26 protein-coding genes are annotated in these 25,297 nt (G+C 68.8%); 6 read left to right on the top strand and 20 right to left on the bottom strand.

Going from position 1 to position 25,297, the window contains the following annotated elements:
• Positions 1-80 precede the first annotated feature (80 nt).
• Positions 81-992 carry an endonuclease/exonuclease/phosphatase family protein gene (locus tag RM543_RS13150; protein ID WP_311692370.1) on the top strand — a complete coding sequence of 304 codons (912 nt, stop codon included), beginning with the start codon at positions 81-83 and terminating at the stop codon, positions 990-992.
• Positions 993-995: 3 nt separating this feature from the next.
• On the opposite strand, the gene RM543_RS13145 is transcribed toward RM543_RS13150, so the two are convergent.
• A complete protein-coding gene (locus RM543_RS13145) occupies positions 996-2,615 on the bottom strand; it encodes an acyl-CoA dehydrogenase family protein (protein WP_311692368.1) in 1,620 nt (539 codons plus the stop codon).
• A gap of 189 nt (positions 2,616-2,804) precedes the next feature.
• On the opposite strand from RM543_RS13145, the gene RM543_RS13140 reads away from it, so the two are divergent.
• On the top strand, positions 2,805-3,107 hold the full coding sequence (locus tag RM543_RS13140) for an FtsB family cell division protein (protein WP_311693358.1): 303 nt from the start codon (positions 2,805-2,807) through the stop codon (positions 3,105-3,107).
• Between the two features lie 85 nt (positions 3,108-3,192).
• Here RM543_RS13140 and RM543_RS13135 read toward each other — a convergent pair whose 3' ends face one another.
• Positions 3,193-4,986, bottom strand: coding sequence for a sensor histidine kinase (locus tag RM543_RS13135; RefSeq protein ID WP_311692366.1), 1,794 nt, complete (start codon positions 4,984-4,986; stop codon positions 3,193-3,195).
• A 494-nt stretch (positions 4,987-5,480) separates the two neighbouring features.
• Here RM543_RS13135 and pdhA point away from each other — a divergent pair, with 494 nt between their 5' ends.
• The 4 genes from pdhA (at position 5,481) to RM543_RS13115 (ending at position 9,659) form a co-directional block, all read left to right on the top strand.
• Entirely contained in the window at positions 5,481-6,515 is a 1,035-nt protein-coding gene (gene pdhA / locus RM543_RS13130; protein ID WP_311692364.1) for a pyruvate dehydrogenase (acetyl-transferring) E1 component subunit alpha, read from the top strand.
• A gap of 16 nt (positions 6,516-6,531) precedes the next feature.
• The gene (locus tag RM543_RS13125; RefSeq protein WP_311692362.1) at positions 6,532-7,923 is read left to right on the top strand and encodes a pyruvate dehydrogenase complex E1 component subunit beta; all 1,392 of its coding nucleotides are present in this window, start codon (positions 6,532-6,534) and stop codon (positions 7,921-7,923) included.
• 14 nt (positions 7,924-7,937) lie between these two features.
• Positions 7,938-8,207, top strand: a complete 270-nt coding sequence (locus RM543_RS13120; protein WP_311692360.1) for a hypothetical protein — start codon at positions 7,938-7,940, stop codon at positions 8,205-8,207.
• Positions 8,208-8,273: 66 nt separating this feature from the next.
• Positions 8,274-9,659, top strand: a complete 1,386-nt coding sequence (locus RM543_RS13115; RefSeq protein WP_311692358.1) for a pyruvate dehydrogenase complex dihydrolipoamide acetyltransferase — start codon at positions 8,274-8,276, stop codon at positions 9,657-9,659.
• Between the two features lie 122 nt (positions 9,660-9,781).
• Here the strand turns inward: RM543_RS13115 and RM543_RS13110 are convergent, their stop codons facing one another.
• The 18 genes from RM543_RS13110 to RM543_RS13025 form a co-directional block, all read right to left on the bottom strand.
• Positions 9,782-10,864, bottom strand: a complete 1,083-nt coding sequence (locus RM543_RS13110) for an extracellular catalytic domain type 1 short-chain-length polyhydroxyalkanoate depolymerase (protein ID WP_311692356.1) — start codon at positions 10,862-10,864, stop codon at positions 9,782-9,784.
• 36 nt (positions 10,865-10,900) lie between these two features.
• Positions 10,901-11,317: a CopG family transcriptional regulator gene (locus RM543_RS13105; RefSeq protein WP_311692354.1), complete on the bottom strand. Its 417-nt coding sequence runs from the start codon at positions 11,315-11,317 to the stop codon at positions 10,901-10,903.
• A 152-nt stretch (positions 11,318-11,469) separates the two neighbouring features.
• Entirely contained in the window at positions 11,470-12,273 is an 804-nt protein-coding gene (gene cysE / locus RM543_RS13100; RefSeq protein ID WP_311692352.1) for a serine O-acetyltransferase, read from the bottom strand.
• Positions 12,274-12,552: 279 nt separating this feature from the next.
• Entirely contained in the window at positions 12,553-13,263 is a 711-nt protein-coding gene (locus RM543_RS13095) for a DUF2793 domain-containing protein (protein ID WP_311692350.1), read from the bottom strand.
• On the bottom strand, positions 13,256-17,194 hold the full coding sequence (locus RM543_RS13090) for a baseplate multidomain protein megatron (protein WP_311692348.1): 3,939 nt from the start codon (positions 17,192-17,194) through the stop codon (positions 13,256-13,258). Before RM543_RS13090 ends, RM543_RS13095 begins: the two co-directional genes overlap by 8 nt.
• 12 nt (positions 17,195-17,206) lie before the next feature.
• Positions 17,207-17,635 (bottom strand): C40 family peptidase, encoded by a 429-nt coding sequence (locus RM543_RS13085; protein WP_311692345.1) that lies wholly within the window; start codon positions 17,633-17,635, stop codon positions 17,207-17,209.
• Positions 17,635-18,579: a DUF2163 domain-containing protein gene (locus RM543_RS13080; RefSeq protein ID WP_311692343.1), complete on the bottom strand. Its 945-nt coding sequence runs from the start codon at positions 18,577-18,579 to the stop codon at positions 17,635-17,637. Before RM543_RS13080 ends, RM543_RS13085 begins: the two co-directional genes overlap by 1 nt.
• Positions 18,576-19,211, bottom strand: coding sequence for a phage distal tail protein, Rcc01695 family (locus RM543_RS13075; RefSeq protein ID WP_311692341.1), 636 nt, complete (start codon positions 19,209-19,211; stop codon positions 18,576-18,578). The genes RM543_RS13080 and RM543_RS13075 overlap by 4 nt, the downstream gene beginning before the upstream one ends.
• A gap of 10 nt (positions 19,212-19,221) precedes the next feature.
• On the bottom strand, positions 19,222-19,878 hold the full coding sequence (locus tag RM543_RS13070; protein WP_311692339.1) for a phage tail tape measure protein: 657 nt from the start codon (positions 19,876-19,878) through the stop codon (positions 19,222-19,224).
• Complete coding sequence (locus RM543_RS13065) at positions 19,868-20,065, bottom strand: rcc01693 family protein (protein ID WP_311692337.1); 198 nt, start codon at positions 20,063-20,065, stop codon at positions 19,868-19,870. Before RM543_RS13065 ends, RM543_RS13070 begins: the two co-directional genes overlap by 11 nt.
• The gene (locus RM543_RS13060) at positions 20,065-20,382 is read right to left on the bottom strand and encodes a gene transfer agent family protein (protein WP_311692335.1); all 318 of its coding nucleotides are present in this window, start codon (positions 20,380-20,382) and stop codon (positions 20,065-20,067) included. Before RM543_RS13060 ends, RM543_RS13065 begins: the two co-directional genes overlap by 1 nt.
• The gene (locus RM543_RS13055; protein ID WP_311692333.1) at positions 20,382-20,798 is read right to left on the bottom strand and encodes a phage major tail protein, TP901-1 family; all 417 of its coding nucleotides are present in this window, start codon (positions 20,796-20,798) and stop codon (positions 20,382-20,384) included. The genes RM543_RS13060 and RM543_RS13055 overlap by 1 nt, the downstream gene beginning before the upstream one ends.
• A 27-nt stretch (positions 20,799-20,825) precedes the next feature.
• Positions 20,826-21,239: a DUF3168 domain-containing protein gene (locus RM543_RS13050; protein ID WP_311692331.1), complete on the bottom strand. Its 414-nt coding sequence runs from the start codon at positions 21,237-21,239 to the stop codon at positions 20,826-20,828.
• Complete coding sequence (locus RM543_RS13045) at positions 21,236-21,577, bottom strand: head-tail adaptor protein (RefSeq protein WP_432280459.1); 342 nt, start codon at positions 21,575-21,577, stop codon at positions 21,236-21,238. Before RM543_RS13045 ends, RM543_RS13050 begins: the two co-directional genes overlap by 4 nt.
• The gene (locus tag RM543_RS13040; protein WP_311692327.1) at positions 21,574-22,158 is read right to left on the bottom strand and encodes a head-tail connector protein; all 585 of its coding nucleotides are present in this window, start codon (positions 22,156-22,158) and stop codon (positions 21,574-21,576) included. Before RM543_RS13040 ends, RM543_RS13045 begins: the two co-directional genes overlap by 4 nt.
• 82 nt (positions 22,159-22,240) lie before the next feature.
• Positions 22,241-23,422: a phage major capsid protein gene (locus tag RM543_RS13035; RefSeq protein WP_311692325.1), complete on the bottom strand. Its 1,182-nt coding sequence runs from the start codon at positions 23,420-23,422 to the stop codon at positions 22,241-22,243.
• 50 nt (positions 23,423-23,472) lie between these two features.
• Positions 23,473-24,072, bottom strand: coding sequence for an HK97 family phage prohead protease (locus RM543_RS13030; RefSeq protein ID WP_311692323.1), 600 nt, complete (start codon positions 24,070-24,072; stop codon positions 23,473-23,475).
• A gap of 17 nt (positions 24,073-24,089) precedes the next feature.
• On the bottom strand, positions 24,090-25,286 hold the full coding sequence (locus RM543_RS13025; RefSeq protein ID WP_311692321.1) for a phage portal protein: 1,197 nt from the start codon (positions 25,284-25,286) through the stop codon (positions 24,090-24,092).
• Positions 25,287-25,297: the final 11 nt, after the last annotated feature.

Below are 25,297 nucleotides of genomic sequence, written 5' to 3'. Positions count from 1 at the left end.
TAACCCCCCGCGCCGCGCGCCCCTGCCCCTCTGCCGATCAAGGCTCGCGGCAGCGGGCGGGCCTCGGTAGGATGGCCCTCATGACATCGTCGTTCCGCGCCCTTCTTGCCGCCCTTCTGAGCCTTGCCCTCATCGGCTGCGCCGCGCTCGTGTCGGACCGCGCGGACGCGCCCGTCTCTTCCGTCGCCCCCGGCGCGCTCCGGATGGCGACGTGGAACGTGCATTACATCCGGCTCAGGGCCGAGGAGGGCGACTGGTCCATCGGGGACTGGGCGCGGCGGCGGGGTCCGGCGGCGGCGGCGCTGCGGGATATCGGCGCCGACATCGTCGCATTCCAGGAGATGGAGAGCTTCGGCGGCGGCGAGGCCGGCGACGTGAATCTCGCGCGGGACGACCTCCTCGAGGCTCTGCCGGGCTATGCTATCGCGGCCTCCGGGCCTCCCGCCTCGTTCCCGAATACCCAGCCGATCTTCTATCGTGCGGACCGCCTCGACGCGCTGGATCAGGGCTGGTTCTTCTTCTCGGAGACGCCCGACGTGATCTATTCCCGGACCTATGACGGCTCCTGGCCCGCCTTCGCCTCCTGGGCGCGCCTCCGGGACCGGCGGGGCGGGCCTGAATTTACCGTGGTCAACGTTCATTTCGAGTATCGCAGCGGCAGCAACCGCACCCGCTCCGCCCGGCTGGTGGCCGAGCGGATGGCACCGAGGATCGCGGCGGGGGAGCCGGTGATCCTGATGGGGGATCTGAACGCGATGGAATGGATGCGGACAGCCGGGATCCTGCGAGAGGCGGGGCTTGTCTTCGCCGGCGTTCGCGGCGCGACCTACCACCTGAACCGGGGCCTGAACCTCTTCGGCGCGATCGACCATATCGCGGCGACAGACGGCGTGTCCCTCGCCGGTGGCCCGGAGGTCCTGCGGCGGCGATATGACGGCATCTGGCCCTCGGACCATTACCCGGTCTTCGCCGATCTCGTTCTGCCCCGCTGACCCTCAGGTCAGCCGTGCAAGGATCGCGGCCGCGTCGATCCCGCCGGCCGACCCCGGCGTCAGCCCCCGATCCCCCTGCCCCAGCCGGCTGGCGCACCAGCTCTCCGATACGGCCGCCGGCGCCCGTTGAGCCAAGACCGCGGCGGTCAGGAGCGACGCCGCGCGTTCGGCGAAGGCGCGTGCCTCGCCCTCGGACGGCGGGACGGGCCAGCGGGCCCGCATTGCCTCGAGCGCCGCATCGTAGCGTCGATCCGCCCCCCGCGCGCCGTCGAGTTCCGCGTCGAGCGCGGCCTTGGCTTCAGGGTCGCGAGCAAGGGTGCGCAGGATGTCGAGGCAGATCACGTTGCCCGACCCTTCCCAGATCCCGTTGAGCGGCGCTTCGCGGTAGAGCATCGGAAGCGGCGTATCCTCGACGTATCCCGTTCCGCCGAGCGTCTCCATCGCTTCCGCAAGCACCGTGGGGCAGCGTTTGTTCGCCAGGTACTTCGCCAGCGCGACACCGATCCGGGCAAAGGCGCGCGCCTCGGCGGTCTTCCCGTCGAAGGCCTGCGCGACACGGAAGCCGAGCGCCAGCGCGCCCTCCACGTCGAGCGCGATATCGGCCAGCACCGTCTGCATGAGCGGCGCGTCGATCAGGCTGCGCTGAAAGGCGGTACGCCCCGAACACCAGCGAAGCGCCTCCGCCAACCCCGCGCGCATCAGGCCGGCCGGGGCAATGGCGGTGTCGAGCCGGGTGTGGTGGACCATGCGGATGATCGTCCGCACGCCGTCCCCCTCCTCCCCCAGGCGATGGGCGCGGGCGCCGGCATACTCTATCTCGGCCGACGCATTGGCGCGGTTGCCGAGCTTGTCCTTCAGGCGCTGCAGGCGGATGGCATTGCGGCCCTCCTCCGTCCAGCGCGGCACGACGAAACAGGTCAGCCCGCCCGGTGCCTGCGCCAGCGTCAGGAAGCCGTCGGACATCGGCGCTGAGCAGAACCACTTGTGTCCCGTCAGACGCCATGCGCCGTCCGCCTTTTCCGCGCGCGTCATCGTGGCGCGGAGGTCGGAGCCGCCCTGCTTCTCCGTCATCGCCATGCCCATCGTGGCGGCGCGCTTTTGCGTCACCGGCGCGATGGCTGGATCGTAGGCGGCGGCCGTCAGGCGCGGCGCCCAGAGCGCCTCCAGCGCCTCGTCCGCCGCAAGAGCCGGCACGGCGGCATAGCTCATCGTCATGGGGCAGCAGACGCCCGGCTCGACCTGGCTCATCAGGTACACGATGCCGGCATGGGTCGCATGACCGCCGGGCGCGCGGGACCAGGCGCGGGCGGCGTAGCCCGCCTCGAGGCCGAGCGTAAGAAAGTCGTGGTAGGCGGGGTGAAAGGCAACCTCGTCGAGCCGCCGCCCGGCCCGGTCGAACAGGCGCAGCTCGGGCGCATTACGGTTCGCCGCGCGGGCTTTGTCGCGCCATTCCTCCCGTCCGAGCTCAGCGCCGAGCCGCATCAGGGGAGCGGTATCCGCGCCGGACCTCGCAACGTGATCCCGGAAGGGCGCATCCGTCGCCCAGAGATCGAGATCGGCGGGCGCGCCGGGTTGGTTCGTGACCTCGTGGCTCCCCAGATCGCTGAGAGGTGGTAGTGGCATGGCCGCGCGTTCCTCCTGTTCCCTCAACTTAAAGGCTAGTCGGCCTGCGCGCGCGCGCAAGGCGAAATGCAGGGGGCAGCATGGGTCACGATCGCGATTGGCAATCGCGCCGCCCTGTGGCATCTTCTGCCCAAAGGCCACCCGAGCAACGAGGCGGCCCCGAGGCATGTGGCAGAGGCGGATTTCCAGATGGGCGGCAAGGGCAAGAGGCCCGGCGTGGGCGCTGCGGTGTTCTTCACGCTGGCAATGGCGCTCGGCGCCTATTTCACCTTCGCGGCGGTTCAGGGCGATTACGGTCTGTTCCGGCGCATGGAGATCGACGCGGCCACACGGTCGCTTGAACGCGAGCGGATCGAGCTGGAGGCCCAGGTGGCCGCGCTCGAGAACAAGACGCACCGTCTGTCCGACTCGTATCTCGACATCGACCTTCTCGATCAGCAGGCCCGGTCCGTCCTCGGCCTCGTCCGCGCCGACGAAGTCATCTTCGACTAGGCCGGTCCCGGGGGGTGGCCGGGTTTCCCGGCTCCATCACAGATCACCGTGCGTGCCCTTTCGGCGCGGCGCTCAGGCCCGGCTCTCAGGACACGGCATAGAGCTTTTGAGGCGCGGCTTCCGGAAGCCGGATATGGAAGATCGTGCCGCCACCGGGCGCGGCGTCGTAGAAGATCTCCCCGTCCATCTGCTCCATCATGAGGCGCGAGATGTTCATGCCGAGGCCCGTGCCCTCGTAGCTCCGCGTCGCCGAGCTGTCGAGCTGGACGAACCGGCCGAACACCTGGTCCTCCGATCCTTCCGGGATTCCCGGCCCCTGATCGCGAACCTGGATATCGGCGTATCCGTCACGGCAGAGGACGCAGACCGAAACCGTTCCGCCGGTGGGGGAGAACTTCAGGGCATTGGACAGCACGTTGCTCAGTGCATGTGCGAGATGGACGCGGTCGGCCAGGACCTCGCACGATCCTGGGCCCGGATCGAACGCGAACTCCACCTGGCACTGCCGGGCCTCCTCCTCCATCGCCTTGAGGGTGGCTGCGACGATCTCGCCCAGTTCGACGAGCTCGTAGTCGGGGGTGAGCTCCCTCGCCTCGATCTGCTGCGCGTTCGTAAGGTCGTTGATGAGCCGGGTGAGCCGGGCGCAGTTGCGCCGGGCCACGGCGACGCCCTGTTTCCCCGGCTCGGCGAGCGGTCCCATCACGCCGGCATTGAGCAGATCGAGGGTCCCGCTGATGGAGGTCAGCGGTGTTCGGAGCTCGTGGCTGATCACGGAGATGAGCTGGGCCTGCAGCCTGGACACCTGTTCCGCCTGCTCCTTCGCCGCGAGGAGGGCCGCCGCGGCCTCCTCCTCCTCGGTGACATCGACCAGGGTCAACGTCCACCCGAGGAACGGACGGCTGGGATGGACGGGGTCCTCGATGAGGGTCGCGTGCGGACGGAAGGCCCGTTCCCCCAGGCGTTCGTGGCGGTCGGAGTGAATGCCCGTCCCGTCGATGAGATCCCCGGTCAATCGCTGGACGATGCCGCGGACGTCCGCCCCGTGCGGCCCGTCGAGATAGTCCTGCGCGTAGGGATTGGCCGAGGTGATCTCGCCGGACCTGTCGCAGATGATCATGATCGCCTCGGCAGCCCGGAACAGGTGCCGCTCCCCCACGACCTCCGCCGTCAGCGCCCGCCCGTTGACGAAAACCCAGGCATAGGTGACGATCGAGGCGACCATCGAGAACGGCGTCGGATCGACGCCGAACACCGTAATCCCGAAAAGGTTGTAGCCGATATTCGCCGCCACCGGCAGAACCGTCATCGCAAGCAGCGAGGCAAACAGGGGCCGGAACGCTGGATTCACCTGCCTGAAACCCACAACGGACACCACGGTCGCCACCACGATCCACGTGTAATTGTGAGCGATGATGAGATGGAAGAGCGGACCGCGGTCGATGACGACGGCAAGCCTGCCGCCGATCCAGGCCGCCGCGGACTGGTCCGTCACCATGGCGTTGTGCCAGTGATTTGTCGCCCCGATGGCGAACGCCAGAAGCCCCGCGGCGGCGAGATACGGCCCCCGCCATCTGGCGCCGCGGAACAGTCTGACCGGGCCGAACTCGATCAGGTAGAATGTCCAGGAGGTCACGAGGACCGTGATTGCGGGCGCCGTCAGGGACATCCAGAAGATCTGACACTCGATCGCCAGCGCCGAAATCTGGATCGCTGACAGCCCGATCCAGGCCAGGAGCGAAACGTTGCTGACCCGGAAAAGCACATGACCCGGTCCGAACGGGCGCCGCCATGTCCAGATCGTCACCGCCAGGAAGACTGCGAAGATCAGGCCGGCCACGAGCAGCTCGCCGCTGTATCCGAACGACCGCAGGCACATCATCGAAAAGATGCCGCGTCAGGCCGCGCAGCGCCCCGCGCCGGGCGGACGCTGCCCGGACGCTGCCCGGCGTCTTCGCCGAATATGGATCCCCGTGAGGACGAGGGCAGATTGTTCATCGTGATCACCAGTCCGGAGAGGTCCGCTCCAAGGGCCGTTCGAGGCGCACACAGGACCTGCCTATGGGACAAATGGAGCGAAAGATGGGCAACTGACATGAAAATCCTCCCTCGCACTCAACCGGTGATCACCATAGCTCAGAGGAGGTGTATATTTGGCAACCAGTCCCGCGCTCCACTGACGAACTGGTGATGTGCCCGCCGGCACAGGACGCGCGGGCACGATCCGGGCCCAGATCCGGGAGGGTCCGGTCCCGCCAGCCGCAGATCAGGAATGCGCTTGCCGGGAGGGTCGCGTTTTTGGGGATGCAGGGTAGCGAGGGGTCTGCTACGGATTAGTTAAGCACTAAACTATTTCGTTGCAGGGGTTCGCGAAACATGGCCGCACGAAGCACGACATCACGCAGCAAAAGCTCGGGCAAGACGCCGCCCGATGCCACGAAGGACGAGCTTCTCCAGTACTACAAGGACATGCTCCTGATCCGCCGGTTCGAGGAGAAGGCCGGCCAGCTCTACGGCATGGGCCTGATCGGTGGCTTCTGCCACCTCTATATCGGCCAGGAAGCCGTCGTCGTCGGGCTCGAGGCCGCGGCGAAGGACGGCGACAAACGCATCACCACCTACCGCGACCACGGTCACATGCTCGCTTGCGGCATGGACCCCAAGGGCGTGATGGCCGAGCTCACGGGGCGCCGCGACGGCTACTCCAAGGGCAAGGGCGGCTCGATGCACATGTTCTCCAAGGAGAAGGACTTCTACGGCGGTCACGGCATCGTCGGCGCCAACGTCCCGATCGGCGCTGGCCTCGCCTTCTCCGACAAGTACAACGGCACCGACAACGTCACCTTCACCTATTTCGGGGACGGCGCGGCGAACCAGGGTCAGGTCTACGAGACCTACAACATGGCCGAGCTGTGGGACCTGCCGGTGGTCTTCGTCATCGAGAACAACCAGTACGCCATGGGCACCTCGGTGAAGCGCGCCACCAAGTCGAAATCCCTCTGGGAGCGCGGTGCGGCCTACGGCATTCCGGGCGAGGAAGTCGACGGGATGGACGTGCTCGCCGTGCGCGAGGCCGGCCGCCGGGCGGTCGAGAACTGCCGCGCGGGCGAAGGCCCCTACATCCTCGAGGTGATGACCTATCGCTACCGCGGGCACTCGATGTCCGACCCCGCCAAGTACCGCACCCGCGACGAGGTGCAGAAGATGCGGGAGGAGCGCGACCCGATCGAGCAGGTCCGCAAGCGTCTTCTCGACGGCGATCATGCCTCCGAGGACGAGCTGAAGGCTGTCGACAAGGAGACCAAGGAGGTCATCAACGAGGCCGCCGAGTTCGCCCGCGAGAGCCCGGAGCCCGATCCCGACCAGCTCTATACCGACATCTACGCCGACGTGGCCCCGCAGGACGCCTGAGGAGAGAACCAGAACCATGGCGACAGAAGTACTCATGCCCGCCCTCTCCCCCACCATGGAGGAGGGCACCCTAGCCAAATGGCTGGTGAAGGAAGGCGACACCGTCTCTTCCGGCGACATCCTAGCCGAGATCGAGACCGACAAGGCCACGATGGAATTCGAAGCCGTCGACGAAGGCACCATCGGCAAGATCCTGATCGAGGAAGGCACCGAGGGCGTTAAGGTGAACACGCCCATCGCCGTCCTCCTCGAGGAGGGCGAAAGCGCGGACGACATCGAAGATGCGTCCGGCAAGGGCTCCGCCGCGGCGCCCTCCGACAAGGAGCAGAGCTCCGAAACAGCGCCCGCGGGCGGCAAGGACCACCCTGCCCCGGCGAAGCCGAAGGAAAGCAGGCCGGTGGAATCCGAACTGCCCGAAGGCACCAAGTTCAAGCAGCAGACCGTGCGCGAGGCGCTGCGGGACGCGATGGCCGAGGAAATGCGCCGCGACGGCGCGGTCTTCGTCATGGGTGAGGAGGTCGCCGAGTACCAGGGCGCCTACAAGATCACCCAAGGCCTGCTCGATGAGTTCGGCGACCGCCGCGTGATCGACACGCCCATCACGGAGCACGGATTCGCCGGTCTCGGCGTCGGCGCGGCCTTCGGCGGCCTGCGGCCCATCGTCGAGTTCATGACCTTCAACTTCGCCATGCAGGCGATGGACCAGATCATCAACTCCGCCGCCAAGACGCTCTACATGGCCGGCGGCCAGATGGGCTGCCCGATGGTCTTCCGCGGCCCGAACGGCGCCGCCGCCCGCGTGGGCGCGCAGCACAGTCAGGACTACGCGGCATGGTACTCCTCCGTGCCGGGCCTGAAGGTCGTCCAGCCCTATTCCGCGGCTGATGCCAAGGGCCTCCTGAAGACCGCCGTCCGGGACCCCAACCCCGTCGTCTTCCTCGAGAACGAGATCCTCTACGGCCGCACCTTCGACGTCCCGGACATCGAGGATCACACCGTCCCCTTCGGCAAGGCCAAGATCTGGCGCGAGGGGACGGACGTCACCATCGTCAGCTTCGGCATCGGCATGACCTACGCTCTCGAAGCGGCCGAGAAGCTCGTCGAGGACGGGATCGAGGCCGAGGTGATCGACCTGCGCACCCTGCGGCCGCTGGACTACGACACGCTCATCGAGAGCGTGAAGAAGACCAACCGCTGCGTGACGGTCGAGGAAGGCTTCCCGGTCTGCTCCATCGGCAATCACCTGTCCGCCTACATCATGCAGAACGCCTTCGATTACCTCGATGCCCCGGTGATCAACTGCACCGGCAAGGACGTTCCGATGCCGTATGCTGCCAACCTCGAAAAGCTGGCGCTGACGACGACGCAGGAAGTCCTCGATGCCGTCCACGCCGTAACCTACCGCTGACAAGGGGGCCGATCATGGCAGAAGACGAGCAGATCATGCCCCTGGGGAACGGCGCCTTCGCGCTGCGCCTCGACGGGCTCGACAATCGCTACCGTGCGATCGTTCCCGCCGATTTCCTCGATGACGAGCTGGGGGAAGCGGCGACGGACGGGGAGCGCGTCCTCTGGATCCGCGACAACCTCGCCCACATCCTCGGTGCCGTGACGGCGCGGGAAACCGGCGGAACCGTTCGCGAGCCCTGGGGCCGCGTATTCGTCGAGGAAACCGGGGAGGGGTACGCATGAGCCGCCCCGCCCGCACGTCCGACCGTTCGTCCATGACCGATCGCCCCGCCGAGGGAGAGAGCTGAGATGCCCACCGAAATCCTGATGCCCGCGCTGTCGCCCACCATGGAAGAGGGCACTCTCTCCAAGTGGCTTGTGAAGGAAGGGGACACCGTCTCCTCCGGCGACCTCCTGGCCGAAATCGAGACCGACAAGGCCACGATGGAGTTCGAGGCGGTGGACGAAGGCACCGTCGGCAAGATCCTGATCGAGGAAGGCACCGAGGGTGTGAAGGTGAACACGCCCATCGCCGTCCTCCTCGAGGAAGGCGAAAGCAAGGACGACATCGGCGAGACCTCCGCGCCCAAAGGCGACGCGTCCTCCCATGTCGAGCCTGCCGGCTCTTCCGAGGACACCGAGCCGGTAAAGGGGTATGGCCGCGGCCCGATGCCCGATAGCGGCGCCGGGGCCAAGGACGAAGGCGGCGCGCCTGCCAAGGCCCCGACCGGCTCCGCTTCCGCCTCCCGCGAGGACGGCGAGCGCATCTTCGCCTCCCCCCTCGCCCGCCGGATCGCGAAGGACAAGGGCCTGGACCTGTCGCAGCTCAAGGGCTCCGGCCCCAAGGGCCGCATCGTGAAGGCTGACGTGGAGGGCGCCGAGGCGCAGCCGCAGAAGGCCGCGTCCGGAGATGCTCCCAAGTCCGCACCGGGTGCCGCCCCGGCGCCGCAGGCAGCCCCGTCCGGCCCCGGCACGGATGCCGTCCTCAAGATGTATGCCGACCGGGAGACCGAGGAGGTCAAGCTCGACGGGATGCGCAAGGTCATCGGCCAGCGCCTGACCGAAGCCAAGCAGACCATCCCGCACTTCTATCTCCGCCGGGACATCAAGCTCGATGCCCTGCTGAAATTCCGCTCCACGCTGAACAAGCAGCTCGAAGCGCGCGGTGTGAAGCTGTCGGTCAACGACTTCATTATCAAGGCCTGCGCGTTGGCCCTGCAGGAGGTGCCGGACGCCAATGCCGTCTGGGCCGGAGACCGGATCCTGAAGCTGAAACCGTCCGACGTGGCGGTGGCCGTGGCCATCGAGGGCGGTCTCTTCACCCCGGTCCTGCGCGATGCCGAGAGCCGCACGCTGTCCTCGCTCAGCGCCCAGATGAAGGACCTCGCCGCCCGGGCCCGCGACCGCAAGCTACAGCCGCAGGAATATCAGGGCGGCAGCTTCGCGATCTCCAATCTCGGGATGTTCGGGATCGACAACTTCGACGCCGTCATCAACCCGCCCCACGGCGCGATCCTCGCCGTCGGCGCAGGCGTGAAGAAGCCGATCGTGGGCGAAGACGGTGAGCTGACCACGGCGACGGTCATGTCCGTCACGCTCTCCGTCGATCACCGGGTCATCGACGGTGCCCTCGGCGCGGAGCTCCTGAAAGCCATCGTCGGCCATCTGGAGAATCCGATCGGCATGCTCGCCTGATCAGGGGGCCGTACGCGGCCAGAGACGATCAACGAAAACGCCCTCGCAGTCATCTGCGGGGGCGTCTTTCGTCAATCACCGCGCTTCGCTGGGAACGGGCGGAATGACCCGCCGGCCCGGCGTCACGTCGCTGTCTGCTCGGCGAAGAAGCGCAGCATCTCGCGGGATGCGTCCGGCCCTGCCGGATCGGCATGGCTCCCCCCGGCATCGCCTCCGAACCACGCATGCCCGGCCCCCTCGACGATCCAGAGCTCGGAGCCCGGGGCCGTGGTCATCCGCGTCCATCGCCGTCCCTCGCGCTCGTGCTCCGTCACGATACCGTCCCCCGGAACGAGCGCCGCCGCGTTGGCGGGGGAGACCGTGCGATCCGCCGTCCCATGAAAGACGATGGCAGGACGGGCCGCGGGCCGCGCGCCGCCCACCTGGCCCTGCATCGCTGCCAGTGCCGACGGCAGGTCCCGCGCCGCACCGGCCGGCAGGCCCGAATGGACCCCCACCGCTGCGAAGAGGTCTCCGTGTGTTTCCGCAAGCACGGCCGCCATGGCCCCCCCGGCCGACAATCCCGCGACATGAACGCGGCCTTCAAGGCCGAATTCCGCAGCCAGATCCTGCGCCAAGTCGCCCAGGATCGCAGGCTCCCCTCTGGACCGCCCCTGGTCCTCTGGGCGGAACCAGTTCCAGCAGGATTGCGCGTTATGCGCGCCCGTCTGCGCAGGATAGGCCACGACGAAGCCCGCCTCTTCCGCCGCCTGATCCATCCGCGTGCCGAGCGCGAAATCCTCTGGCGATTGTGTGCAGCCGTGGAGCATGAGGACCAGTCCCGCGAATCCACCCTCCCGCGGGGACGGCACGAAGAGGCGGTAGTCCCGCCCGCCGGCCGGCCCGTCATGCCGGCGCATCTCCACTCGCGCCCCCTCGGGAACAGGCGCCGCCCGGCCACGCCGCGCGCCCCCCTTCCCCATCAGTCCGGATAGCCCTGTCATCTTCGGCATCTGGGCCGAACCGGAGAGGCCGGAGAGGATCGTGCGCGAGCCCGATCGTGCTTTTGCCCTGGCCCGCTCTACCGCGGCACAAGGGCCGCACTCCGCCCCGGACGCCGGGGCCCCGGACAGGGCTTCCCGGATCAGGGCGGTCGCTCCGGCGGGATCGGAGGCGCGCGTCTTCGAGAGCGCCCGGCGGAGCGCCGTCGCGAGATCATGTGTCATGTCATTTAGTCCTGAACAGCGAGGGGCGCGCCCTCGTCAAATGATGCGGTCCGACAGGGCCGCCTTGACGTCTTTCGATGCCTGAAGAGATCCCAGAACGCTCAGGGATCCGATGGCCTCGGCCGCAAGCTCCGGGGGCACGTCCTCGGCGATCCGGGCCAGCCCGACGACTCGCAGATGAAGCACCTCTCCTGCATCCCGCATCGTCTCGAGATCGGACCGCGAGATGTCGAAGAGGCCCATCTCGAACCGGTGCCGCTCGACAGATTGGTCAACCGCCCGTGCTTCCGTCGCAAGTTGCCCCCGGATCGCGGAGCGGATGAAGTCGGTGCGGTTCGAGTAGAAGCCTTCGCGCACCAGAAGGTCGATCCGTCCCAGGTCGACGTGACCGAGATTGATCGTCACCTTCTCGGTGTCGGCCTGTCCACTGGGTAATCTGTGTATCTTCGGCATGAGCCAACTCCATCCACTTGGATGGTATATGGATGCTGCGGTGCAGCACGCAAGAGGGAGGTGCAAATTTTGCGTGTCCGCTCCGCCCCACGTCTGTCTGGGAACAAGGCAGGAGGCTCCCCCAGTCGGCAGCTGGCGCCGAAGACGCGGCCTCAGCGTTCCAGAAGCTGATCCATGGAAATCGCGGGCTGATCGCAGCCGGCCTCGCCGACGATCTTCGCCGGAACGCCGGCGACCGTCTTGCACGAGGGAACGTCGTGCAGGACCACGGACCCGGCCGCAATGCGGCTGCAGGAGCCGACATTGATATTGCCGAGAACCTTTGCCCCGGCCCCGATCAGGACGCCATTGCCGATCTTGGGATGGCGGTCGCCATGCTCCTTGCCGGTCCCGCCCAGCGTCACCGAATGCAGCATGGAGACGTTGTCGCCCACCACCGCCGTCTCACCGATGACGATGGAATGCGCGTGGTCGATCATGATCCCCCTGCCGATGACGGCGTTGGGGTGAATGTCGATCCCGAAGACCTCGGACACGCGCATCTGGATGAAATAGGACAGGTCGACACGGCCTTCGGTCCACAACCAGTGTCCCACGCGGTAGGCCTGAATCGCCTGAAAACCCTTGAAGTAGAGAAGCGGCTGCAGGAGCCGGTGGCAGGCCGGATCGCGATCGTAGACTGCCGACAGATCTGCCCGCGCAGCCTCTCCGAGCCACGGGACGGCCGAATGCGCCTCATCGGCGATTTCCCGCAGGATCTGCTCGCTCATCTCCTTGGAGGCAAGCTTCTGGGCCATGCGATAGGCCTGCGCGCGTTCGAGGCTGGTATGGTGCAGGATGCTGGAATGCATGAGCCCGCCGAGAAGCGGCTCGTCCGCGACGGCTTTCTCCGCTTCCGCGACGATCCGATCCCAGACGGGATCGACACTTGCCACGCTCCGCTCGCTCTCCAGCATCGCGTCATCCTCCTGCCGCGGTTCCTCCGGTCCCGAAATAAGGCGGCAAGCCCCGGGAGGAAACCCCCCGGGCGTCGAGGACACCCCGCCCGGCGCGCCAGGCGGCGCTCCACTCGGGGTCGCAGAAGCGCACGCCCGGCGCCATACCGCACCGTCAGGCGGCCGACGCAGGATCGCTCCGGCCCCGGCTGGGCTGAACCCGTCCCTTGGCGGCGCGCCGTGCGTTGGCCCCGTCAACCCGCCCCGGCATCCAGACCTCCCCCCGCAAGACCGGCCGCATCATGCCGCCGGCAGGTCCACCCGGATCAGGTGCAGCGCCACGCGCAGCGTTCCGCCGTCGAAACTGCCCCCTTCCGGCGCGATCCAGATCTGCGCGCCATCGTAGAACGTCTGCGGCGTGCCCAGCACTCCCCTCGCATAGGATCCCGTCAGCGGCCCCATGCCGGCACCGAACTTCGTCGCTTCCGCCTGCGTTCCCAGCGACCACCCCGTCAGGGACGCGCCGAGATCTCCCGTGACCCTCGCGGAGCAGGCGATCACCATCGCTTCGGCGGGGATGAAGACCGGCAAGCCCTGCGCCCCACCGGCCGTGACGCTGCATTCCGTCACCTCGCTCGACAGCCGCAGCCCCGCATCGCCCGGCATTCCGGCGGCCGGCGGCAGGGTCCATCCCCCTCCGTCATGGACCACGATCTGTCCCGCCGATGCATCCCAGGCCCGCCACCCCGCGCGCGGAACGGCAAACACCCAACCGCCATTCGACCGTACGGCAATCTCGCCGCCATGCCCTGCCCAAGGCCCGGTAGCCCCGGGCGGCACGCCGTAGCACTCCCCTTCCTGGGCGGTGTTCGGCGGCATGGCGATGGCGCGCGAAACGAGAGTGAGCTGCGACAGCGCATCGAGCCGCATCAACGCCTCGTTGACGGTGACGTGCTTCTGCGCCTGGCTCGGGGCCAGAAACGGCAAGGACATGTTTGGCGTGTCACTCATGGATCTCGATCCTCGTCTGGGGTCCGTCACCGAACGTCGTTGATATCTGCGCGACCGAGAGCGTGAGCGGGCCCGGCCCGTCCGCGGCCCGCTCAGCTGCGCCGTAGATGAAGGAGGGTGTCTCGGTCACGGTCTCGCGCAGAACCGCCCCCCCGGGCGACAGCACGCGCAACCGGTAGCGCTCCGCCTCCTCCCCGAGCGGCACCTCCTCGCCCTGCCAGCTGTCCCCTCCGATCCGCGTCCGCCGGATCCAGCCGATCTCGATATCCCCGTCCGGCATCGCCCGCGCCCGAAGATGCGCCGGAGCGTAGGGCCGCATCCCCGTCCCGTCGAAGCTCTCGACCCGGTGGAGGTAGGCAGTGTCAGACATCGGCAGCGAAGCGGGCCCGATCCGGTAGTGCCGCTCAAGTCCCCTCGCTGAAAGGGCCGCCGGGATCTGTTCGGGCGTCCCGTCCAGCAGCACGACGAGGCTCCCAGAGGGCCACTCGGCGGGCATGACGGCATCCGTCCCCGCCTGTCCCCTCAGCCGCCGCGACAGCTCCCACGTCTCCGCCCCGACGAGCACCGCCTCTGCGAACTGCACAATTTCCCAGCCCCCTGGCGCGCCGGATCCGATCGCCACCGCATTCGCACCGCCGAGGACCGCCTTCCTATCCGCGCTCGACAGCGTTCCCCGCGCCATGCGAACCCGGAGCGGCGGGCCGAGATCCCAGCGCCCGGGAGCCGCGGCGAGAAGCGGCGTCTCCGTTACCCCTACGGAGGCCGGCGCCTCCACGACCGCATCCAGCGCGTAGCCGGCATCCTCGCCCGAGGAATAGACCGCCACCGCCCCGGGCCAGGGATCGCCCGCCACGGCCACGTGCGGCGCATGGGGCACCTCCTCGCCCGTGAGAAGCGGCAGATCGAGGAAGATCGGTTCGACCGGCATCGGGGGCTGCCATGGCCGTGGCGCGCTCCGCGCGTCGGCGGCCTCGGACGGCACGTAGACCTGCGGCTCGATCCGAACCGCCTCCATGAGCCGCACATCCCCCTGTTCCACCCGGTCGATCCGGTAGCGCCCGTCGCCTCCTGCCGGGCCCAGCGCCACGACATCGCCCGCGCCCAGATCCAGCCGGGAGGGGGGCACCGCGAACCGGATTCCGTCCCTCGCGACACGCGCCTCGGCCAGCCACCGCTCGACGACGCCCCGCGCCTCCGCCGGGGTCAGCGTCAGCGGAAGCTCCGAATGGGACACCGTCGGTGCCGACTCCCCCGGAAATGCGGCCTCCGCGGTCCGGACCTCGAAATCCGTCTCCGCCTCCAGATAGCTCAGCCGCACGCGCCCCGCGATCTCCGCCTTGGGCGCGCGGATACGCTCCACCGCGCCGTCGATCCCGTCCGCCTCGGCCAGATCATCGACCCCCAGCGCCACTGGCTGCGCGCCGGTCCGTGTCCGGAACATCAGCCGCCCGTCCCGCTCGATCGCCTCGAAGCCATAGGCCAGCATCAGCGGTTGCAGCACCCCGCGAGCCTCCCGCCCATCCTCGACGGAAAACCCGCGCACCGTCCCGTAAAGCCGCGACACATCCGGAAGGCCTGCCCCCGCCCGCATGCAGATCTCCGCGACGACGGCCCCGAGATTTTCGCCCGAGGTTCGCCCGTTGAGCCAATGCCCCGTCCCGTAGTTCTCACCGTCGCTCCAGACATCGCCCAGCGCCGGGAAGTACGGAAACGGGCGCGCATCCCATGCCCAGACATGCGCCCGCGTCATGTCCACCATCGACCCGCCGTAGAGATCCGAGACCGGGTTGTTCTCCGTCCGTCCCCAGTAGGACGTCATCGCCCGCAGGTACTGCGCCTGGATCAGGTCGTCCCGCGTGCCGTCCGAATGGTGCGGCGTTCCGCTCTCCGAGGATTTGACATCGACAAAGCGGTTCGGCTGGTTCGTCCCCTTGTCGATGGCCGCGCAGCCGATCTCGGTGAACCGGATCGGCTTGGAGCCCGGCACCCAATCCGTCGGTACCGCCTGGCGGACGCCTCCGATCCGCTCGTGGTGCGGGTTCTCCCACCAGCCCCGCAGATCCTTGGGGCGGAACACCCAAGGCTCGGCATACGCCCCGTCCTCGATGGGCACCCGGCGCTGCGCTTCTCGCGCCTCCGTGTCGGGATAGTACCAGTCGTAGCCCTCTCCCCCCGCGACGTTCGCCTCAAGATATGCCGCGTTGTAGATGCTGCCCCACTCCGCATCCGCGTGCGCCTCGCCGTCCCGCCAGTCCGACAGCGGCATGTAATTGTCGATCCCGACGAAATCGATCGCCGGGTCGGACCAGAGGGGGTCGAGGTGGAACCGGACGTCGCCGCTTCCGTCCTGCGGGTGGTGACCGAAATATTCACTCCAATCGGCTGCATAGCCGATCTTCGTGTCCGCCCCGAGGACCCGGCGCACATCGGCGGCCAGACGCTGAAGCTCGGCCACAGCCGGATATGTTCCGCCGGCCCCACGGATCTGGGTTACCCCCCGCATCTCGGAGCCGATGCAGAAGCTGTCGACCCCGCCGGCCAGCCGGCAGAGATGCGCGTAATGCAGGATGAACCGGCGAAAGGACCATTCGTCCGGCCCATGGTAGAGAACCTCGCCCCCTGTGCGCTCGAAATCCTCCGGCGTCGCCGCCCCGAAGAACGCCGCGACCTCGTCCGACGCGGCAACCGTTCCGTCGGGGCTGCCGCCGAGTCCGGCCGCGAGGGACGTCGTGATCCGGCCGCGCCATGGCAGGGCGGGCTGCCCCGTCGTCCCGCTCCACGGATCCACAAGATCGTTTCCCGCGACCTGATCCATCAGGATGAAGGGGTAGAACATCACCTCCCGGCCGGTCTCGCGGATCCCCCGGATCGCCTCGATGACAGAGCCGTCCGCCGGCGTCCCGCCATAGATCGGCCGCTCGTCCATCCGCGGCACGGCCCTCGCGGCACTGCGCCCGATGCCGCCTGCCCGCCATGCCATCGGAACGCCGTCGATGTCCCGCTGCTCCACCTTCGGCTCGATGGCGCAGGAGCCGCATCGCAGATCCCCTCCGAACCACGACACCACGAGGGAGACGGAGCCGCACTTCGGCAGTTCCTCCTCCAGGGCCGAGAGGGACGCCGCGAAGTCGGTCCGTCCCAGCGGCGAATGCGCGTTCACGGCCTCGTTCCGCCCGAGCCCGAACGCATGTCGCACAGGCGTCGTCGCAAGGGCGTACTCCCCCGTCCCCGGCACGAGTGCCACCGCCTTCACGACGTCCGACAGGCTCCGTACGGCGTCAGGGATATCCTCCCCTTGCGCGGGCCGCACGACCTCGAATGTCAGCTGGGGAACCCGGTTGCCGAATTCGCCGAGCGCCAGGTCCTCGATGACGACGTAGGCGATCCCTCGATAGGCCGGCGCCATCCCCTCGCCCTCGACCGCCTCGATCCGCGGATCCGGCTGCTGATCCTCCGAGCCGGTATAGACCCGCATGTCGAGCGATCCCGCAGGGACCTCGATCCCGTCCGCCCAGACACGCCCCACCCTCAGGATCTCACCCTCGCAGAGGGCCACGGCGAGCGAGACGCTGTAGCTGTAGCTCTTCGTCGTGACGGAGGAGCCACCACCGCCGCCCTTGCCACCGCCGCTCTGCCGCGTCTTCTTGACGTGCTCCTTGAATTCGGTCGCCCAGATGACATGCCCGGCCACCCGCACGCGCCCCCAGACGCGGCGGACCGGCGCCCCGTCGCTCGCCCCGGTGATACGGTACCGGTCCAGCCGCGGCCCTTCGATGACCTCGCTGCCCGAGCCCATCAGCCGCTGATCGATGGCCTGGCCGACGGACGCGCCGATCGCCCTTCCGATCATCGCGGAAGACAGGCCGAGCACCGAACCGCCGACCATGCCGCCGACCGCCGCACCGGCCGCTGAAAGTAGGATTGTCGCCATCTTCTCTCGTCCTCAGGGCAGGATGAACCGCGCCACGATGCGGCGGGCCCAGGGGCGCGTCAGCGGGGATTCCACCACCGCGTGACCCTGGAATGCATGAATGAAGCTGGGCCGGGCGCCCGTTTCGGCAGCCACCCCCAGATGCTTGGCGATCCCGCCCTGCCGCATCCGGAAGAGCAGTATGTCACCGGCCTCGGTGGCCTCCCCTCGGGGGCGTTCCGGCATCAGTCGCCGCGCCGCAGCCCACATCCGCTCGTCGCCCTGCGGCTCCCCCCAGTCGAGCGTATAGGGCGGCACCCCGCCCGGCTCGTCTCCGTAGAGCGTGCGCCAGATCCCTCGCACGAGCCCGAGACAGTCCGTTCCGTGCCCCTGCACCGACGCGGCATGGCGATAGGGTGTCCCGATCCAGCATCTCGCGATCGCCACGGCCTCGGGCCGCATCAATACCGGTCCTTGGCAGCCTCGAACGTCGCCTTGATGTTCTCTGCGATCCTTCGCCCGGCGCGGCTCCCCCCATGGTTCCCGCCCTTGCGCTTTGGATAGGAAGTCATCCAGTCCTCGCCCGGGCCATGAGGAAAGCCGCGGTAATTGACGAAATTGTCGAACTTGGCGATGCAGGTCGTATCGCGCTTGTCGCATCCCGCCTCGATCCTCAGCCGATCCCCCGGCACGACCCTGGCCCGGATCTCCTCCCAGAGCTCGATCCGCCTGAGGATCCCTTCGGACCGGTCCTCCTTGATCGCTCCGACAAGCCCTGTGGCGCGCCCCGACAGGATCTGCGCGCGGCCCCTCTCGAACCACCGCCGTGCATGGCCCTCGGCGCCCGCGATCCAGAAGATCCGGCCTGCCTCGACCGCCGTGATCTCGGCCTCGACCGAAAGTCCGGGCGCATCCAGATCGACCCCGCAGGACGCATCCCCCAGCACCGCCGCGCACCCGGTCTGGTAGACGCGCCCGACCGGCCGGTTCAACGCCTCCGTCCGCCCCCTGAGATCCGCTCGGAACGCCCCTCCGTCCCTGACGACCTCCCCGAGGCTCCCCGCGAACACCACTTTCCTGGCAGCGGGCTCGGTCCAGTCCACCATCCACTCCATGACTTCGGCGCCATCGTATCGCCCGGCGAGGATATCCTCCTCCGTGATCGCGTCCGCGGACAGAAGGCCCGCCGCCTCCGTGTTGTCCACCGACAGTCCGGTGGACTGAGCCACCGCCCGCGCCGACAGCCCCGCATCCGCCCGGAAGACCGCTCCGCCGAATTCGAGTGGTGCATCGTGATCGGTGAAGCCCAGGGTCACGCCATCCCCCCGGAGGATCGCCCAGGCACGGCACACGGTACTCCCGCCCGCCTTCATCCGCGCCGCCAGCGTCTCCCGCCCTCCGCTCACAGCCGAACCTCGACGACAGGGACGTTCGGAACCTCGCCTGCCTGGAAGCTCGCGACGGACACCTCGATCCGGTCCGTGTCGAACCGCACCGGCACGTCGAACTCGAACCCCGCCGTGACGCGGACCCCGATATCGGGCGGATCGGCGAAGGTGAGGACCCCGCGCGCGGCATCGAGTTCCCAGTGGACCCCTTCCAGCAGCTCGTCCCCCTCGAGGCCCGCGCGCACGGTTCCGTCCACCGGCTTCAGGATCGGGCGAACGTACTCCGCATCCCCCGAACGGTAGGTCTTCGACAGGGAGAACTCCCGCCGGACCCCGTCCCCTTCGCCGATGATCTGGTCCTCGAAGTCGACGTCCCCGGACGGCGCGCAGGACGTGAAGTCGGACCAGTCCTTCCAGCGAAAGCCGATGAGTTGCCCGCGCCGCGCCTCGAAGAACGAGATCAGGCGCGCGATATCGTCGAGGGAGCGCAAGGCCAGCCCCGCATCGTAGCGCCGCCGCGAATGGGCCCAGGGCGTGTTGCGCTCCTCGAAACCGTTCACCAGCGCCGCGATCTCCGTCCGCCGCTCCGGCCCGCCCACCGAACCGAAGGAAAGAGTTGTCGGGAAGCGTATGTCGTGAAAATCCTTCATGTCGCCTCCTTCAGCGATTGCGCTGACCGCGTGCGAGCGCCCGGCCCATCTGCGCCGCGATCTGTCCCTGGCTGCGCTGGAAGCCGGCCACGTCCGGCGTCCGGACGTTCACGACCACGTTGACCGGTCGCCCCCCGCCGCCCGCCGAGACGCCGAACCGCCCATCCGCGCCGCGCGTGAGCGGCATGATCGCCTCCGGTCCCGCCTCGCCCATCAGCCCCCTCCCGCCGCGCATCGCGAATGTCGTCGGGGACGTCACCACGCCCCCCTTCGCGAACGGCATGACGCGCCCCGCCGAGAACGCCCCGCCATTCGCAAAGGGTGCCGCAGAGCCGATCCGGGCCAGCTGCTGCGCCACGACCCCGCCGAGGGTCTTCGTCACCGGTTTCATCGCCGCGGTGTACGTCGCGCCGGCGATCGACTGCGCCACGCCGCGCAAGGTGTCCGACAGCCGCGCCCCGTCCAGCGTCAGGTCCTTGAAGGCCCGCCTCAGCCCCCGGTCGATCCCTCCGCCGAGCGCGCCGACACTCCCGGTCGCCGCGGAGAGGCTTCCCTGCATGCGCTCGAGTTCGGCGCCGAAGACCGCCGCCATCGTACCGGCATCGTCGAGCTGGTCTTCGAGCGCCTCCATCTCGGCGCGGATCGCATCCGTTTCCTCAGTCCCCATCGCCGCCTCCATCGTTACTGTCGGGATAGGCGCGGGCGAGCTCTGCCAGCCGCGCGCGCGTGAGTGGCGGAGCCTCCGTCTCGAGGCCGAGCATCAACGCAAGCTCCGCCGGGGTGAGGCGCCAGAACGCATCAGGTCTCATCCCCAGCCCGCCAAGGCCGAGGCGTATCAGGCCCGCCCAGTCCATCAGCGTTCCGGCGGCGCGAAGGCGCGCGCCAGAAGCTGCGCCGCGAGCCGCGCGGCCTCCACCGGTCCCCCCCGGATCTCTGCCCGCACGAGATCGGCCGCGCTTCCCTCCCAGCCGCCACCGCGCAGTCCGGCCACGATCAGCGCAAGGACGTCCGCCGCGGAAAAGCGGCTTGCCTCGAAGCGCTCGACCAGGTCCACCAGCGTTTCCGTCTGCAGCTCCGCTTCCAACTCCGCCAGCGCTCCGAGCGTCAGCTTCGCGCGGTGCGCGACCCCGTCGAGCACCACCTCGACCTCCCCGGCCCACGGATTGGTCATCAGGCGAGCGCCGTGAAGGACAGCCGCCCCGCAGAGGCCAGCGACAACTCGAACGTGGCCTCCCCGTCATGCGAGCCGGCATACTCGATGGCGGCGATCTGGAACGCCCCCTCGATGATTCCGAAGGACGGGATCACCACCTGGAAGTCCGGGGTCGCCCCGTCGAAGAAAATCTGCCGCGCCCGCTCGTCGGTATCGGCATCGCGGAACACCCCCGATCCGCTGATCGACGCGCTTCTGACGCCGGCCCCCGCCAGGAGCTCTCGCCAGCCCCCCTGACTCTCCAGCGACGTGACGTCCACGGTCTCGGCGTTGAACGACAGACGGCTCGCCCGCAGGCCGGCGATGGTCTGGAACTGCCCGGTTCCCGTCAGGTCTAGCTTGATCAGCAGGTCCCTGCCCGATTGTGCGGCCATGATGCCTCTCCCGATAATTGTCTGAATTCACGCGTCTGCATCGACGCGGATGTCGAAGCGCAGGTCGATCGTGCGGCCCTCGCCGCCCCGCTGACGCTTCGCGATGGCGCGGGCGAAGCGCAGGCTCACGACCCGGCCGCCCGCCAGAGTGGGTCGCGCTCCGTCGAGGGCGACCGAGATCGCAGCCGCCGCCTCCTTGGCCGCGGCGAACCCCGCCGTGACGGAGACGACCCGGAGGCTCACCCGGTGCAACGCCCCCGCCCCGCCGCTGTCCCCCGCCGCCCGTACGCTCTCCTCGCCGAGCGTGACGTAGAGCGGCGGCACGGCGCCCGGCGGCGCCGCGTCGAAGATGTCGCCACCGACAAGCGCCACGAGTGTGGCGTCGGCCGTCAGGAGACCGAAGATCGCGCTCTGGACCTCAAGTCCCAGGGCGTAGCTCATGTGCGTACCTCCTCCTCGCTCGCGTGGCACAGAAGATACCGGCCCTCGACGTCCGCTTCGGCCACGGCGACGATGCGAAACCTACGCGCCCCCATGGCGAAGCGCTGCCCCGCCACCGGACGGGCAAGGCTGCCCTCGGGCGAGCCACGGACCGTGATCCGCCATTGCACCCGCGTGCCCGGCAACCCGCCGAGACCGGTCTCCCGCGCGGCCCCGGCCTTGAGCTGACCCCAGAGCGAGCCGAGCGCTCTCCACCCGCTCCGGACGCCGCCATGCCCGTCCGGCACGCGCTCCCGGGCCTCGAGCACGAGGGAGCGATTCAGCCTTGGCATTGTCATAGCCGCCGCCCCCCGAGCCGCACCTGGCGCCACGGACCGAGAAGGACGGAGATATCCGCAGGCGGCCCCTTCGCCTCGCCGGTGCGATACTCGTAGAACTTCGCCGCCTGGATCAGGACCGCCTGCGCCAGGTCCGCTGGAACGCTCTCCCAGTCGTCCCCGAAACCTGCCGTGAGATGTACCATGACCGTCCCGCCCTGCGGCGTGGACGGAAACGGCCGATCCGTCGCCAACAGCCGCGGTCGCCGCCAATCCGGGGCCAACCGCCAGCGGTCCTGTGCCAGTGGGATCTCCCCCCCCACCCGGTTCGTGTAGGTGATCTGCGTCACCGCCCCGACCGGTGCGATCGGCAGATCGACGCTCGCACCGCCGGGCCATCTCTCGGGAGCCCAGAGGAAACTGCGCGCGAGAAGCGATAGCCCGGTGCCTGCCTCGACGGCGGCCATCGCCGCGCGCAGGATCGTCTCCAGAAGCGGGGTCTCCGCGCCATCATCGGAAAATCCCCGTCCCAGGCGGAGATGCGCATTAAGTTCGGCCACCGGCAGGGCCGACGCGGGACACGCGCTCAGTTCGGTCAGCATCGGGGTATCCTCCTTGGCCGCCGCGACGTCGTCATGATGAAGGGGCGGCGCCCGGTCCCCCGACCCGCCGCCCGGCTTCGGTTCAGCTTGCGGAGAACCGCATGACCTTGATCGCGCTGAAATCCGTGACATCCCCGCCGATCCGCTTGGTCGCGTAGAACAGGACATACGGCTTGGCGGAGAACGGATCGCGGAGCACCCGCAGGTCCGGCCGTTCGGCGATGGTATAGCCGGCACCGAAATCGCCGAAGGCGAGGGCCGCGGCGCCGGGCGCGATGTCCGGCATGTCCTCGGCGATCACCACCCGGTACCCGAGGAGCCGCGCAGGCTCCCCCTCGGCCAGGCCGTCGCTCCAGAGAAACCGCCCGTCCGCATCCTTCAGCTTGCGCACGGCGCCCGCCGTTCGGGAGTTCATCACGAAGACGCCGTTCGCCCGGTAGTCGGCTCCGAGTGCGTAGACGAGATCGATCAGCGGATCGGCCTCGGCAAAATCGCCCTCGGCGCCCGAGGCCACGCTGCCGATCTGCCCCCAGCCCGGATCGACGTCCTCCGAGATCGGATGCGTCAGGAACCCCCGCGGCATGTCGAGGCCGTCTCCGAGGACGAACGCCGCAGCCTCGGCCCGCGCGAACCGCTGCGCGATCCGGTCCGCCAGCCAGCCGTCGATATCGAAGGCGCTGTCATCGAGGAGCCGCTGACTGGCCTTCGGCATCGCCGACAGCTCGTGCAGCGCGATCGCGATCTTCTCGATCTGCGGCGTATCACTGTCGCTCGGCGCCGCGGTCTCGCTGCCCCAGCCCGACCCCAGCTCGCCGTGATCCACGAGCACGTCGAAACTGCCCGCCTCCACCTGTGCCACCGTCGCCACGCTTCGGATCGACGCCGAGGAGCGCAGAACGGTCGAGATCCGCTCCGCCGTGTCGGGATCGACGAGGTAGCCGCCATCGGCCGCCACCGTCGTCGTCATCGACTTGCCCTCCAGCTCCAGCCCGCGAAGGCCGTCATCGTCGCCGTTGCGCAGGTAGGTATCGAGCGCCTTGCGGTGGGGCGCGGCATCGTCCCGCGTCGTCTCGAGGGCGTGGCGCGCTGTGGCGGAAAGGGTCTTGCGGTCCAGCATGGTAAGTCGCTCGTCCTGTTTGTTCAGTTTTCGGGTGATGTCGGCGCGAAACCGCCCGACTTCGCGCAGAAATCCATCCATTGCGGGCCGGATGTCCCCGTCGGGCGCACCTTTCCCGCCCGTGGCTCGTGCCTCGGTCTCGCTCATCGCTCGTCCTTTTCGCTGCTGTCAGTTGGTCCGCCCCGCGTCGTTCGGGGTCAGGCTCCGTTGATCGCGGCAAGCCGCCGCCGCGCCGTCTCGAAGGCCCGCGCCAGCTCGTTCCCGCGCTCCGGGGCCGAGCGCCCGGTCTTGAGGGTATCGGCCCCCGCCGCCGCCGCGATCCGCGCTTCGATCTGCATCGGGAACGTCACCAGCGACACCTCCCAGAGATCGATCTCGCGCAGGACCCGTACGCCGTCCGCATCGCGCTCCGCCCGTGTCGTGCGGTATCCGATGGAAAGGCCCTCGATCGCCCCCGCCGAAAGCAGCGCAGCCGCTTCCCGCGCCCGTGCCACGTCCGGCAGGAGCCGTCCCTGAACGAGAAGCCCCGTCGCATCCTCCCGCACCATCTCCCAGACACCGATGGGCTGCGCCGGGTCGTGCTGCCAGAGCATCTTCACCCGCCGCCCGCTTCGCTCCAGCGCCGCGAGCCCCTTGGCGAACGCGCCCTCGGCCACCCGGTCACCGCCCCGGTCCTGCCGCCCGAACAGCGACGCATACCCCGAGATCCGCAGCCCCTCGCCAATCACCGGCCTGTCGCCGACCGCGCAGAACTTGCGCTCCAGCGCGATGCCATCCGTCCCGTCGTCCGCTTCCATTCGCGTCTCCCCTCCGCTCATGTGGCCGCCGCGCCCGGCTCTGCGGGCAATCCCAGCAGAACCCGCTTCTCTGCATCCGTGAGGAAGTCCGCCTCGCCGATCCGCCGCCACTGAGCCTCCCGCTCGGCCGAAAGCGCCGGGATCCCGTCTGGGTCGGGCCGAAGCTGGGCCGGCTCCCCCGCCCATTCGGTCAGCCAGTCCGACACCCCCGCCAGAACCCGCCCCGCCAGCGGGAGCACCGTGAGCCGGAAGAAGGCCCTGTTGGCCTCTTGGTAATTGGCGTAGGTCGCCTCCCCCGGGATCCCGAGCATCATCGGCGGCACGCCGAACGCCGTTGCGATCTCCCGCGCCGCCGCCTCCTTCGTGCGCTGGAACTCCATGTCGGACGGGCTGAACCCCATCGGGCGCCAGTCGAGACCGCCCTCGAGCAGCATCGGCCGACCGGCATTCCTCGCGCCCTGGTGATGCGCCTCGAGCTCCGTCTGCAGGCGCTCGTATTGGTCCTGCGTCAGATGCCCATGTCCCTCCTCGCCGCGATAGACGATGGCACCCGAAGGGCGCGCCGCGTTGTCGAGGAGCCCCTTCGACCAGGCCGAGGCCGCGTTATGCACATCGAGCGCCGTCGCCGCGGCCCTGAGCGGCGACAATCCGTAATGATCGTCCTGCGGGTGGAAACTCCGGATATGGCAGACGGGCCGCGGCGCGTCCGATGTCCACTCGAAGCGGTGCGTCCTGCTGCCGACGCGGTAGTCGAAGGCCTCCGGCCACCCCGTCGTCCCGGGCACCACGCTCATCCGGTCGGACCGCAACACATGCAGCTCGAGCGGCAACGTCGCCTCGTCCGCCCCCGGCACCGCCTCGACATATGCGTTCCCGGTCAGCAGCAATTGCCCGTAGAGCGCCTCCAGAAGCTCGGCCCCGCCCTGCCCGGCATTCGGGCGCCGCATCAGGTCGAGCATCGGGTGCGTCTCATAGCGCCGCTCCGCGTCCTGGCACAGGACCGGCACCGCCGCCGCCGCTTCCGCGATCAGCTTCACCGCGCGGAATGCGATGGGATTTCCGAGAAAGCCCGCCCGCGTCAGCGCCGGCACGTCCCGCGGCGTCCAGGCCGCCCCGCCGACCGCCCCGAGCGGCCACCGGGCCGCCCGCGAGGCAGCGGACGCCTTGTATTCGACCGGCCGCGCCCCGCGCCGCCGGATCCTGTCCCAGATCATATATCGCTCCT

Origin of the sequence: Tropicimonas omnivorans (assembly GCF_031846565.1) — a bacterium.
In the GTDB taxonomy this organism is placed as follows: domain Bacteria; phylum Pseudomonadota; class Alphaproteobacteria; order Rhodobacterales; family Rhodobacteraceae; genus Tropicimonas_B; species Tropicimonas_B omnivorans.
Note: the sequence above shows the minus strand (reverse complement) of the source record. Positions and strands in the feature narration are given on the sequence as shown.

Coding starts and splice junctions, on each gene's coding strand:
- RM543_RS13120 (WP_311692360.1), top strand. CDS start 7,938: ATGGCAGAAGACGAGCAGATCATGCCCCTGGGGAACGGCGCCTTCGCG.
- RM543_RS13105 (WP_311692354.1), bottom strand. CDS start 11,317: ATGCCGAAGATACACAGATTACCCAGTGGACAGGCCGACACCGAGAAG.
- RM543_RS13095 (WP_311692350.1), bottom strand. CDS start 13,263: ATGAGTGACACGCCAAACATGTCCTTGCCGTTTCTGGCCCCGAGCCAG.
- RM543_RS13050 (WP_311692331.1), bottom strand. CDS start 21,239: ATGAGCTACGCCCTGGGACTTGAGGTCCAGAGCGCGATCTTCGGTCTC.
- RM543_RS13135 (WP_311692366.1), bottom strand. CDS start 4,986: ATGATGTGCCTGCGGTCGTTCGGATACAGCGGCGAGCTGCTCGTGGCC.
- RM543_RS13150 (WP_311692370.1), top strand. CDS start 81: ATGACATCGTCGTTCCGCGCCCTTCTTGCCGCCCTTCTGAGCCTTGCC.
- RM543_RS13085 (WP_311692345.1), bottom strand. CDS start 17,635: ATGCGGCCCGAGGCCGTGGCGATCGCGAGATGCTGGATCGGGACACCC.
- RM543_RS13060 (WP_311692335.1), bottom strand. CDS start 20,382: ATGACCAATCCGTGGGCCGGGGAGGTCGAGGTGGTGCTCGACGGGGTC.
- RM543_RS13145 (WP_311692368.1), bottom strand. CDS start 2,615: ATGCCACTACCACCTCTCAGCGATCTGGGGAGCCACGAGGTCACGAAC.
- RM543_RS13055 (WP_311692333.1), bottom strand. CDS start 20,798: ATGGCCGCACAATCGGGCAGGGACCTGCTGATCAAGCTAGACCTGACG.
- RM543_RS13125 (WP_311692362.1), top strand. CDS start 6,532: ATGGCGACAGAAGTACTCATGCCCGCCCTCTCCCCCACCATGGAGGAG.
- RM543_RS13075 (WP_311692341.1), bottom strand. CDS start 19,211: ATGAAGGATTTTCACGACATACGCTTCCCGACAACTCTTTCCTTCGGT.
- RM543_RS13115 (WP_311692358.1), top strand. CDS start 8,274: ATGCCCACCGAAATCCTGATGCCCGCGCTGTCGCCCACCATGGAAGAG.
- RM543_RS13025 (WP_311692321.1), bottom strand. CDS start 25,286: ATGATCTGGGACAGGATCCGGCGGCGCGGGGCGCGGCCGGTCGAATAC.
- RM543_RS13030 (WP_311692323.1), bottom strand. CDS start 24,072: ATGGAAGCGGACGACGGGACGGATGGCATCGCGCTGGAGCGCAAGTTC.
- pdhA (WP_311692364.1), top strand. CDS start 5,481: ATGGCCGCACGAAGCACGACATCACGCAGCAAAAGCTCGGGCAAGACG.
- RM543_RS13110 (WP_311692356.1), bottom strand. CDS start 10,864: ATGACACATGATCTCGCGACGGCGCTCCGCCGGGCGCTCTCGAAGACG.
- RM543_RS13065 (WP_311692337.1), bottom strand. CDS start 20,065: ATGGACTGGGCGGGCCTGATACGCCTCGGCCTTGGCGGGCTGGGGATG.
- RM543_RS13035 (WP_311692325.1), bottom strand. CDS start 23,422: ATGAGCGAGACCGAGGCACGAGCCACGGGCGGGAAAGGTGCGCCCGAC.
- RM543_RS13045 (WP_432280459.1), bottom strand. CDS start 21,577: ATGACAATGCCAAGGCTGAATCGCTCCCTCGTGCTCGAGGCCCGGGAG.
- RM543_RS13070 (WP_311692339.1), bottom strand. CDS start 19,878: ATGGGGACTGAGGAAACGGATGCGATCCGCGCCGAGATGGAGGCGCTC.
- RM543_RS13140 (WP_311693358.1), top strand. CDS start 2,805: ATGGGCGGCAAGGGCAAGAGGCCCGGCGTGGGCGCTGCGGTGTTCTTC.
- RM543_RS13040 (WP_311692327.1), bottom strand. CDS start 22,158: ATGCTGACCGAACTGAGCGCGTGTCCCGCGTCGGCCCTGCCGGTGGCC.
- cysE (WP_311692352.1), bottom strand. CDS start 12,273: ATGCTGGAGAGCGAGCGGAGCGTGGCAAGTGTCGATCCCGTCTGGGAT.
- RM543_RS13090 (WP_311692348.1), bottom strand. CDS start 17,194: ATGGCGACAATCCTACTTTCAGCGGCCGGTGCGGCGGTCGGCGGCATG.